Source organism: Micromonospora tarensis (assembly GCF_016803395.1).
Classification (GTDB): domain Bacteria; phylum Actinomycetota; class Actinomycetes; order Mycobacteriales; family Micromonosporaceae; genus Micromonospora; species Micromonospora tarensis.
In genome coordinates this window covers 1-10,092 of the sequence record NZ_JAEVHL010000241.1, presented here as the reverse complement: position 1 = coordinate 10,092, position 10,092 = coordinate 1, and the positions used below count along the sequence as shown (strand labels likewise).

11 protein-coding genes and 3 pseudogenes are annotated in these 10,092 nt (G+C 73.8%); 6 read left to right on the top strand and 8 right to left on the bottom strand.

All coding sequences use genetic code 11. The features are described from left to right. A pseudogene (locus JM949_RS29600) lies at positions 1-1,297 on the bottom strand (HAMP domain-containing protein); the annotation flags it as partial. 84 nt (positions 1,298-1,381) lie between these two features. Between JM949_RS29600 and JM949_RS29595 the strand changes: the two are divergent. Together JM949_RS29595 and JM949_RS37970 are read left to right on the top strand one after the other, a co-directional pair. Next, positions 1,382-2,059 (top strand): 5-formyltetrahydrofolate cyclo-ligase, encoded by a 678-nt coding sequence (locus tag JM949_RS29595; RefSeq protein WP_203151439.1) that lies wholly within the window; start codon positions 1,382-1,384, stop codon positions 2,057-2,059. Then, positions 2,056-2,214 (top strand): annotated as a pseudogene (locus tag JM949_RS37970) (FmdB family zinc ribbon protein); the annotation flags it as partial. The gene JM949_RS29595 and the pseudogene JM949_RS37970, both read left to right, overlap by 4 nt. Before the next feature lie 62 nt (positions 2,215-2,276). Here JM949_RS37970 and JM949_RS37965 read toward each other — a convergent pair. After that, positions 2,277-2,573 (bottom strand): hypothetical protein, encoded by a 297-nt coding sequence (locus JM949_RS37965; protein ID WP_238434118.1) that lies wholly within the window; start codon positions 2,571-2,573, stop codon positions 2,277-2,279. A 281-nt stretch (positions 2,574-2,854) separates the two neighbouring features. Between JM949_RS37965 and JM949_RS37960 the strand changes: the two genes are divergently transcribed. After that, positions 2,855-3,052: a hypothetical protein gene (locus JM949_RS37960; RefSeq protein WP_238434112.1), complete on the top strand. Its 198-nt coding sequence runs from the start codon at positions 2,855-2,857 to the stop codon at positions 3,050-3,052. Positions 3,053-3,413: 361 nt separating this feature from the next. On the opposite strand, the gene JM949_RS29580 is transcribed toward JM949_RS37960, so the two are convergent. Continuing rightward, the gene (locus JM949_RS29580) at positions 3,414-3,596 is read right to left on the bottom strand and encodes a hypothetical protein (RefSeq protein WP_203151437.1); all 183 of its coding nucleotides are present in this window, start codon (positions 3,594-3,596) and stop codon (positions 3,414-3,416) included. Between the two features lie 104 nt (positions 3,597-3,700). Between JM949_RS29580 and JM949_RS29575 the strand changes: the two genes are divergently transcribed. Next, positions 3,701-4,060 carry a hypothetical protein gene (locus JM949_RS29575; RefSeq protein WP_203151436.1) on the top strand — a complete coding sequence of 120 codons (360 nt, stop codon included), beginning with the start codon at positions 3,701-3,703 and terminating at the stop codon, positions 4,058-4,060. An 18-nt stretch (positions 4,061-4,078) separates the two neighbouring features. Here JM949_RS29575 and JM949_RS29570 read toward each other — a convergent pair whose 3' ends face one another. Beyond that, positions 4,079-4,561 carry a DUF2231 domain-containing protein gene (locus JM949_RS29570; RefSeq protein ID WP_203151440.1) on the bottom strand — a complete coding sequence of 161 codons (483 nt, stop codon included), beginning with the start codon at positions 4,559-4,561 and terminating at the stop codon, positions 4,079-4,081. A gap of 200 nt (positions 4,562-4,761) precedes the next feature. Between JM949_RS29570 and JM949_RS29565 the strand changes: the two genes are divergently transcribed. Then, a complete protein-coding gene (locus JM949_RS29565; RefSeq protein ID WP_203151435.1) occupies positions 4,762-5,190 on the top strand; it encodes a Fur family transcriptional regulator in 429 nt (142 codons plus the stop codon). A 59-nt stretch (positions 5,191-5,249) separates the two neighbouring features. Then, complete coding sequence (locus tag JM949_RS29560; protein WP_203151434.1) at positions 5,250-6,113, top strand: oxygenase MpaB family protein; 864 nt, start codon at positions 5,250-5,252, stop codon at positions 6,111-6,113. Between the two features lie 16 nt (positions 6,114-6,129). Here JM949_RS29560 and JM949_RS29555 read toward each other — a convergent pair whose 3' ends face one another. The 4 genes and pseudogenes from JM949_RS29555 to JM949_RS29540 form a co-directional block, all read right to left on the bottom strand. After that, positions 6,130-7,050 (bottom strand): RecB family exonuclease, encoded by a 921-nt coding sequence (locus tag JM949_RS29555; RefSeq protein ID WP_203151433.1) that lies wholly within the window; start codon positions 7,048-7,050, stop codon positions 6,130-6,132. Positions 7,051-7,094: 44 nt separating this feature from the next. After that, complete coding sequence (locus JM949_RS29550; protein ID WP_203151432.1) at positions 7,095-7,709, bottom strand: MarC family protein; 615 nt, start codon at positions 7,707-7,709, stop codon at positions 7,095-7,097. A 41-nt stretch (positions 7,710-7,750) separates the two neighbouring features. Further along, positions 7,751-8,622: pseudogene (locus JM949_RS29545) on the bottom strand (PHP domain-containing protein). A 62-nt stretch (positions 8,623-8,684) separates the two neighbouring features. Continuing rightward, entirely contained in the window at positions 8,685-9,947 is a 1,263-nt protein-coding gene (locus tag JM949_RS29540) for a hypothetical protein (protein ID WP_203151431.1), read from the bottom strand. Positions 9,948-10,092: the final 145 nt, after the last annotated feature.

Below are 10,092 nucleotides of genomic sequence, written 5' to 3'. Positions count from 1 at the left end.
CTCACCGGACGGGGCCTCGGCCGGCTCCGCCCTGCCCCGCTGCGGTTCGCCGGTGGCGGCGACGGCGCCGACCACGCCGACCCCCACCGGCACCCGGAGCGAGTGCGACCCGCCCGGGTCCCCCTCCGGCCAGCGTCCGTCCAGACCCTCGGTGCACTGGGCGACGAGCACCCCGCCGGTCTCCACCAGCAGCACCGCGCCGGCCCGCGCGCCGGTCGCCCCGATGGCGCTGCGCAGGATCACCCGCAGGATGCGTTGCAGGTCGTGGGTGCTGGCCAGGGTGTCGCCGAGCACCGCGAGGTGCCCGCGGAGCTGGTCCCGGTTGCTGGTCAACGCCGCGACGTACGCCCCGGTCTCCCGGGTCATCCGGTTGAACGCGGCGGCCAGCCGGCCCAACTCGTCACGGCCGCGGACCGGCACCCGGGCGGTCAGGTCGCCCTGCGCCACCCGGTCGACCGCGCCGGCCAACTCCACCAGCGGCCGGGTGGTTGCCCGGGCCAGCCGCCAGGCGGTCAGCACGGCGAGCACCCCGGCCAGCACGACCACCCCGACCAGGGTGGCGTGCAGCCCCGGTGGCCGCTCACCGGGCACCGAGAGCACCAGCGGCAGCGGCTCCGTGGCGGTCGGCCCGATCCGCCGCACGTACCGGCCCTGCCTGGTCTCGGTGACCTGCTCGCCCCGCAGGGTGCCGGCGGCGGCCAGCACCGCGTCGCGTACCTCGCGGGACTCGGTCGTGTGGGTGACCCGCGCGGCGCTGGCCCCGCTGTCCAGCAGGGTGACCGCCACCCCGGTCACGCCGCCAGCCGGGCCACGAAGGCCGGGTCGACCAGTTGCGCTGCGGTCACCGTGCCCAGCCGGGTGCCGGCCCGGTCCCGCAGATCGACCTGGGCGGCCAGCGCGCCGACCGGGCTGGCCGGACCGTTGGTCGGGGTGCTCGTCTCGCCGCTGGCCGGGCCGGCGCAGTCTCGCCACGGGGTCGGCGCGCGCCGGGTGAGAGGTAGCTGACCTGACCGGCCACGTCGGTGATCAGCACCGCGGCGGCCAGGCCTCGGTCGACCAGCTGAGCGGCGGCGACGGCCGGTTCGGCGGCGAGGGCCACCGCGTCGGCGGTCGCGCGCAGCTGCTGGCAGAGCGCGTCGAGCGAGGTACGCACGGTGGACGCCGCCACCGCGAGACGTTCGGTGGACCGGCTGCGGTCGACCGCCGCGACAGTCGAGGCGACGAAGAGCGCGCCGAGCAGGACCGGCCCGAGCACCACCACGAGGAAGGCTGCCGTCAACCGCCCGCGTAGCGTCACTCGTCCCCCCGGAAGTTCCGCCTCCGTTGCTTGCGATGCTGACACAGAGCAACCGTGAGAGAGGCGTTGCGTCAGGAGTGTTGCGTGCCGGAATTTTCTGATGAAGCGGAAGTGACCCGGACGGCCAAGCGGAACACCCGCGCCGAGCTGCTCGCTCGCCGCCGTTCGCTGCCGGGACCCACCAGGGCGGCCGCCGCCGGGCGCGTGCAGGCCGAGCTGGTCTCCCTGGTACGCCGGCTACGCCCGCAGCGGATGACGGCGTACGTGCCGGTCGGCTCCGAACCGGGCGGCGCCGACCTCCCGGAGGTGCTGCGCGCGGCGTTACCGCCCGACGCCGAGTTGCTGCTGCCGGTGCTCCTCGCCGACCTGGACCTGGACTGGGCGGCGTATACCGGACCGGCGGCCCTGATCGCCGCGGGTCGGGGGATCCGAGAACCGACCGGTGCCCGTCTCGGGGTGGCCGCCGTGGCGCAGGCGGACCTGGTCGTCGTACCGGCTCTCGCGGTCGACCGCCACGGCCGGCGGCTCGGGCGCGGCGGTGGCTCGTACGACCGCGCACTCGCCCGGGTGCCCGAGGCGACCCTGACGGTGGTGCCGCTGCACGACGGTGAACTGGTCGAGGCGCTACCGGCGGAGCCACACGACCGGTGTGTGCGCGCGGTCGTCACCCCGGCCGACGGGGTGCGTACGCTTGACGTCGGCCCGGGTGCGGCGAATGGTGTCGCGCCCCACACGTCCGCTGGACGAACCCGGGGCGAATGACGCACCATTGGCACTCGAATACGTCGAGTGCCAACTGGCTGAGCCCAGATCCGGAGGAGAACGTGCCCACGTACCAGTACGCCTGCACCACGTGCGGTGAGCAACTCGAGGCGGTGCAGTCCTTCTCTGACGACCCGCTGACCGAGTGCCCGGCGTGTCAGGGGCGGCTGCGCAAGGTCTTCAACTCGGTCGGCATCGTCTTCAAGGGTTCGGGCTTCTACCGCACCGACTCGCGGGCGTCCGGCTCCGAGACGACGGCCGGCGGCGCGACCAACAAGCCGGCGAAGTCCGAGTCGTCCGCTACTGACAACTCCTCGTCTTCGTCCGGTTCCTCCTCGTCGTCCGGCTCCTCGGGGTCGTCGTCCTCCTCGGGGTCGCCCTCCGGCTCCTCGTCGTCGGGCTCCTCGTCGTCGGGCTCCTCGTCGTCGGGCTCCTCGTCGTCGGGGTCGTCCTCGGCCGGGTCGAGCGGCAGCAAGACAGCGGCGGCAAGCTCCGCCTCCTGATCGATGATCAAGCCCGACCACACCGGTCGGGCCTTGATCCACTCGGACCGCCGTAATCCACTCGCGTTCCTGAAAGTCGGCGTATCCCGGTGCGGCGGACAGCCCGATTTCCTTGAACTCGAGTCGATCAAGCCCGATGCCCTAGCAGGTCACGTCGGCAGGTGGGCGTTGTCCACAGGCCCGCCGGTTATCCACAGGCGTCGGCCGCCGGCCCAGCCCGCCGGGTCGGCTTTGCCTAATCTGCCGGCAACGGGTGTCGTGCGACGCCCGGCGACAGGAGGCGGCAAGGGTGATGGGCGATCCAGATTCCGCGCGGGCGCTGCGTCCGCTGCACCGGCTGACCCTGCCCGGCGGGCGCACGCTGCTCCGGGCCGGTCTGGTCGCCGCGCTGCTCGGCCTGGCCGCCGCCGTCCTGCACACCCCGGCCGGCTGCCCGCCCGCCGCCGTGCCATCGGAAGCGCCGCCAGGCGCAGACCGCACGGCCCGATAGGTCGACGAGGTCCGCAGCCTCCGCAGGTCTGACTCCCCCGGCCCTCAGGACGGAACGTCCCGACGCCTCGCCTCCGCACACCACGATTTCAGCCGACCGGGCTACCGCGTCGCCTGACTGACCCGACCCGCGCGGCGAACGCAAGGAGACATCCCCAGCGCAGCGAGCGCATGGAGACAACCCAGCGCAGCGAGCGCTCGGAGCCAACCCCAGCGCGGCGAGCGCTCGGAGCCAACCCCAGCGAGGAGCGGGCGGAGTCAGCCCCAACGAGGGACGGGCGGCGTCAGCCCCAACGAAGGACGGGCGGCGTCAGCCCCAACGAAGGACGGGCGGAGTCAGCCCCAACGAAGGACGGGCGGCGTCAGTCCCAGTGCGGAGGGCGTTCGGCCAGCAGCCAGTCGTCGTTGCCGCCAGGCCGCTCGTTCCAGCCGCGGTCGGTGTCGTCCGAGGTCTGCTCGGGCAGCACCACGAAGTCCTCGCTCAGGTCGACAGTGCGGTCATCGTCGCCGCGCGCGCCCGGCATGCCGGGGTCCTCGGTGCTCACGAGCGGCAAGACTAGCGCAGCCGACGGAGGTGGGCGGGTCATCGACGGTGGCACGCCGGCCAGAAGCGACCAGGCCGCCAGCCGCGTTGGTAGCGTCGGACGACGTGACGACCCCCAGCGGTGGCAGCACCCCGGACGACGACTACTGGCGACGGCCCGGCACCGGCGACGACAACGCGGTGGCGAAGCCGCCTCCGGCCGGATACGCCGGCCCACCCACCGCAGACACCGGTCGACCATCGGCCGGCTACGCCGGTCCGCCGCCGAGCGTGCCGCCGCCGGCCGGTTGGCGTCCACCCGTACACCTACAGCCGGCACCGCCGCGGCAGCTGCCGCCGCAGGACATGGCCGATCTGGACGCGGCGGAGCAGCGGTCGCAGCGGGTCACCTACGGCTTCGGCGCGGCGGCCGGCGTGGTGCTGTTGGTCCTGCTCTGTCTGCTCTGCTCGCGAGTGATCTTCTGACCCTCGCCGGACGGCCGGTCAGAGGGTGGTGCCCCAGACGGCGGTGGCGCCGCTGTGGCCGGTCAGGTAGACGTAGCTGAGGGCGGCGATGGACAGCGCCACGACGACCACCGCCAGCACCGGGGTGACCAGCGCCGGCAGCCGCGGCAGCCGGGGGTGCCCACTGGTCGCCACGAGCAGCAGGATGGCCACGATCCCGAGCGGCACCACGATCCGGAACAGGATGTCGCCGTACCGGGAGTGCTCGAAGATCTGATCGAGGATCGGCCCCTGGAAGCCGCGGGCGACCAGCGCGTCGGTGAGCGCCTCACCCGACTTGACGGCGACGTAGGCGGTCACCGGCGCGGCCAGGGCGAGCAGGCCCAGGGCCCAGTCCAGCCGGTGCCGCCACCGGGGCAGCCCCACGTACGCGATGGCCAGTACCGCCAGCAGCGGCACGAACACGACGACCGCGTGGACCACCAGGGCGTGTACCGGTAGACCCAGGATCTCCTCGAACATCGAACCCTCCAGGTGGATCATGGTCAGGGGTGGTCGGCCGACGGTCCGCCGATCGCCTTAGGCTCTCGACCGGACACACGTGCGCCGCCCCGATCGGGTTCACCTCGCCGGCCGTACGCCCCGATCTTCCTGGCTGTGTCAGTGGCCACCCGAGGCAGGTGACGGTTGTCGATGCTGTTCGGGCGTGCTGTCATTGGCGAGTGTCCGGTGCGGAGGAGCTGCTGCGATCGAGGGGCCTGCGGGTGACGCGGCCACGCCTCGCGGTGCTCGACGTGCTGGCCGAGGGCGGCCACCTGGAGGTCGACGAGATCAGCCGGCGGGTACGCGAGCGCCTGGAATCGGTCTCCACCCAGGCGGTCTACGACGTGCTTGGTGCGCTGTCCCGGGCCGGGCTGTCCCGTCGGATCGAGCCGGCCGGCGGTCCCGCCCGCTACGAGGCACGGGTGGGCGACAACCACCATCACGTGGTCTGCCGAGGCTGTGGCGAGATCGCCGACGTCGACTGCGCGGTGGGTAGCGCCCCGTGCCTGGAGCCGAATGTCACCCAGGGGTTCGAGGTGGACGAGGCGGAGGTGACCTTCTGGGGTCTCTGCCCGGCCTGCCGGGTGCGCCGCTCCGCCGACGTCTGAGCGGCACCCGCGGCGGCCGGTGACCGGCGGGGTCGGCCGGGCCGTGGCACTCTTGGGCGGTGGACTCCGATGACCTCGGCCTTTTCGGTCCAGGTTCGGTCACGTGGAAGGTGCACGAGGAGCCGATCCTGATCGTCGCCGGCCTGCGTTCGCTCTATCTGCAGGCGTTGCACCCGCTGGCCATGGCCGGGGTCGCGCAGAACAGCAACTACCGCACCGATGCCTGGGGCCGGCTGGTCCGCACCGCTACCTACGTGGCGACCACCGTCTACGGGACCTCCGCCGAGGCGGAGGCGGCCGGGGCCCGGCTGCGCCGCCTGCACGCCCGGCTGCGGGCCACCGACCCGCTCACCGGCCGGGAGTTCCGGGTCGACGAGCCGGACCTGTTGCGCTGGGTGCACGTCACCGAGGTCGAGTCGTTCCTGGACACCGCCCGGCGGGCCGGGCTGCCGCTCAGCGACGACGAGGTGGACGGCTACTACAGCGAGCAGCGCCGCTCCGCCGCCCTGGTCGGCCTGGACCCGGCCACGGTCCCGGGCACCGCCGCCGAGGTCGCGGAGTACTACCGCGACGTACGGCCACAGTTGCGGATGACCCGGGAGGCGGCCGAGACGGCACTCTTCCTCACCGCCCCGCCGCTGCCGTGGAAACTCAGCCTGCCGGTCCGGCTGGGGCTCACCCTCGGCCCGCCGCGCTGGGCGTACCTGGGCATCGCCGGCACCGCGTTCGCGCTGTTGCCGCCCTGGGCACGCCGGATGTACGGCGGTCTCGGCCTACCGACCACCGCGCTGTCGGCGGACCTGACCGTGCGCGCGCTGCGGCTCGCGCTCACCGCCGTGCCCCGTCGCTATCTGGAGGGGCCGTTGCTACAGGCCGCCAAGGAGCGGGCCGCGCGCCACGCCGGCCTGTCGCTGGCCGGCTGACCTGCCCCCAGACGCATCAACCGTCGGCCGGCCGGTCCATCGCCGCCCACGGCTCCTTGCCCGGCGCCTGCGCGCCCGCCGGGCAGTGCCGCCGGAAGTCGCACCAACCACAGCGAGGGCTGGGTGTCACCGGGAAGGCCTCATCCGCGTCGGCGCCGCCCGCGACCGCTCGTTCGGCGGCCATGATGTCGCGGGCCGTCTCCTCGGCCCGGGTCAGTTGCCGGGCCAGCGACTCCACGGTGTGGTCGTGGCCGGCGACCGTGCCGGTCGGCAGGTGGTGCAGCTCCACCCGACGGCACGGCCGGCGGAACACCCGCTCGGCCGCGTACGCGTAGAGCGCCAGCGCCTGCGAGCCTCGGGCGTCGTCCGTGTCCAGCCCGGTGCGACCGGTCTTGTAGTCGACGATGACCAGCTCCGGCCCGTCCGGCCCGGGCCGGGAGTCGATCCGGTCGGCGCGGCCGTTGAACGCCAGCACGGCGGTCTTGACGGCCACCACCCGCTCCACGCCGAGCGGGTCGGAGTCGGGCTCCAGCGTCTCGACGTACGCCTCCAGCCAGCCCAGCGCCCGCCGGTAGGCGGCCCGCTCCTGCTCGTCGTCGCGGTAGCCCTCGCGGACCCAGGTGCCCTTGAGCAGCGTGGCCAACGCCTCGGGACGCCGCCGCTCGGCGGGCAACGCATACCAGTTCTTGAGGGCGGTGTGCACGCTGGCGCCGAGCGAGTTGTGCGCCCACGGCGGGCCCTTGGGCGGGGCCGGCCGGTCGACGTAGGAGTAGCGGTAGCGGCGCGGGCAGTCCGTGTAGGCGCCGAGCTTGCTCGGGGTGCAGACGAACAGCCGCTCCGGCATGCCCTCGAAGCCGAGCTGCTCGGCGTCGCCGGCGCGCTGCCGCGGGGCCCGGCCGCCGGCGGCCGGCCGTCCCGCTGATGAGGATCGTCGCACGCCTGCGATCCTGCCATCCACCTCCGACAGCGCGGGTGGGCCGGTCAGGTCATGTTCACGTAGTGCGTGACGAAGGCGAACACCGCGTCGGCGATGAGCTGCACGGCGATCGCGGCCAGCAGCAGGCCGGCGATCCTGGTCAGCACCTCGATCCCGCCCGGGCGGAGAATCTTCACGATGCCGCCGGAGAAGCGCAGGACGATCCAGACGGCGACCATCACGGCGAGGATCGCCACGGCGATGGCGGTGTAGTCGCCCAGGCCGTCGGCCTGCTGGACGAAGAGCATGGTCGCCACGATGGCACCCGGGCCGGCCAGCAGCGGGGTGCCCAGTGGCACCAGCGCGATGTTCGAGGTGGCCTCCGAGCTGGGGCCGTCGGTCTTACCGGTGAGCAGCTCCAGGGCGACGAGGACGAGCAGCAGCCCACCGGCGGCCTGCAACGCGGGCAGGTCGACGTGCAGGTAGTCCAGCAGGGTCTGTCCCGCCACCGCGAAGATCACGATGACGCCCAACGCCAGCGCGACGGCCTGCCAGGCCGCCCGGTTGCGGTCGCGGGCGGGCAACGGGCCGGTCAGCGCCAGGAAGATCGGCATCATGCCCGGCGGGTCGGTGATCACCAGCAGGGTCACGAAAACCTCGCCGAACAGCTTCAGATCCACGTGAGCAACCTAGCCGCGCCCGGGTGGGCGAAATACGCGGATCACCCCGAAGCGACCTCGGTCACCCCGGCGGCGACAATCCGTTCGTACGCCTCGACGCCGGTGCCGAACGCGCCCAGCTGAACGGTCTTGTGGGTGCCGTGGAAGTCCGAGGAGCCGGTGACCAAGAGGCCCAGTTCGGCGGCGAGCGCCCGAACGTGCTCCCGTTCGGCCGGGCTGTGGTCCTCGTGGTCGGCTTCGAGCCCGGCGAGCCCGACGGCGGCCAGCTCGGCGATCAGCTCGTCCGGCACCACCCGGCCGCGTCGGGTGGCTCGTGGATGGGCGAACACCGGCACGCCTCCGGCCGCTCGGACCAGCCGGACCGCGCAAAACACGTCGATGTCCTCCTTGGGCAACCGGTACCGCTCGCCCAGCCAGTCCGGGCCGAACGCCTCGCGGGTGGTGCCGACCAGACCGGCCCGGATGAGCGCCTGTGCGATGTGCGGACGCCCCACGGTGCCACCGCCCGCGCCGGCCAGGATCTCCGGCCAGCTCACGTCGACGCCGTCGGCGCGGAGCAGGGCGACCATCCGTTCGCCGCGCTCCTCCCGGGCGCCCGCACCCGGGCCAGCTCGGCCACCAGCTCCGGGTGGTCCGGGTCGAACAGGTACGCCAGCAGGTGCAGCGGCACCGCTGGCTCTGCGCCGGACCACCGGCACGACAGCTCCGCACCCCGTACCAGGCGTAGCCCTGACGGCAGCGCGCGCACCGCCGGCGCCCAGCCGGCGGTGGTGTCGTGGTCGGTGATCGCCAGCACGTCCAGCCCGGCCTGGGAGGCCGCGCTGACCAGCTCGGCCGGGGTCAGCGTGCCGTCACTGGCCGTCGAGTGGGTGTGCAGGTCGATCCGGAGGGTCGAGCCGGTACGCGAGGTCACCGTCCGACGCTACCCAGCAAACACCGAGAATGTTTCGCGGAGGCCACCACGGCCTCGGTGGGTCAGAAGCTCTGCACCAGGACCGGGCGGTCGTCGGCGGGCACATCGGGCACCGGGTCGGAGCTGGCCGGCTTCCCCGCCCGCACCCGTCCGACGTCGACCCGGACCAGCTCGCCGGTGCCGTCGAGGTAGGCGGCGGCGGTCTCGTTGCTCCAGATGACCGCCCCGGTCATCGGCGGCCCGGCCGGCACGGCGGGCGCACCCGGTCCGAGCCGTTGCAGGTCGACCAGCAGGGACCGGCCGGCCTTGCCCGTCCCGTCGTTCACCAGCAGCCACCGCCCGTCGGCGGAGATCCCACCGATGCCGTCCCGGCTCAGCTCCGGGCCACAGCCGGTGCGTACCGGAGTCAGCCGACGTGCCGGGTCGAGCACCGCCAGGCAGGTCCTGCTCGGGTCGGCCGTGGCGATCTGACCGACCAGTCGTCCGTCGGGCAGCCGCCCGTAGACGTTGACGGTCTTCTGGTCGAGGGCTTCGGGCAACTGCCCGGTGCCGGGTCGCCAGAGGGTGTGACCGGCCTCGGACGGGTCGAGTCGGACCAGGACGCTGTCGCCGACGAACCGGACGGGCTCCGCCGCGGCGGGCACCGGGGTTCGTGCCGCCCCGATGAGTTGGGTGCCGATCACACCCGCCGCCAGCAGATCGCCGCCGTCGCGCCAGGCGACCTGGCGGCTGTCGGGGGCGAGGACGATCGCACCGGCGCCGGCCAGCAGCACCTGCACCAGGCCGTCGTTCTGCACCACCCAGAGGGTGCGTCCCGCGGTGCTCGGCGTGCTGACCACCAGCCAACCGTCGCCGTCGGGCAGCGGCTGGGCGCGCTCGGCCGGCCCGACGTCGGACAGCACCAGCCGCCGTCCGTCGGCGCTGACCAGCGTCTGGCTCGACAGCGGAATGGTCGACGCCCGGGGCGAGGGGTCCGGGCCGGAGGCGCTGGCTGTCGGGTTCGGCCGGTTGGACGGGTCCGGGTCGCCGATCACCATGATCGGTGAGCCGTCCCGCCCGGTCTCGGCACCGAACTGGGCCATGCCGGCACTGAGCAGCACGGTACTGACCGCCGCGAGGGCGAGGCCGGCCGCGGCGCGGCGACGCCGGATCCGGTTCGCGCGGCGGATGGCGTGACCGGCCGGATCGACGGGCAGTGGACGGGCGAGGGCGACCTGGTGCGAGAGGGTCTCCCGCACCGCACCTTCCAGCTCGTCAGGTCGCACCTGGTAGGAACGCTGCGGGCCGTCCGTCAGGTTGTCGGGCCGGCCGGGGAACCCGCTCACCGCGGGTCCCCGGCGCTCGTGCCGACGGGCACGGCCGCCGGGGCGGGGGGCAGCACGACCTGCGGGCTGATCGGACGCGGCGCGGCTTCGCGGGGGAGCGCTCGGACGGGGTACGGGTTGGCCGGTCGCTCGCCCGGCCCGGGGG

What these genes read in the sequence shown, in the direction of transcription:
- JM949_RS37960 (WP_238434112.1), top strand. Translation starts at nt 2,855, where the DNA reads ATGGGCGATCCAGATTCCGCGCGGGCGCTGCGTCCGCTGCACCGGCTG.
- JM949_RS29570 (WP_203151440.1), bottom strand. Translation starts at nt 4,561, where the DNA reads ATGTTCGAGGAGATCCTGGGTCTACCGGTACACGCCCTGGTGGTCCAC.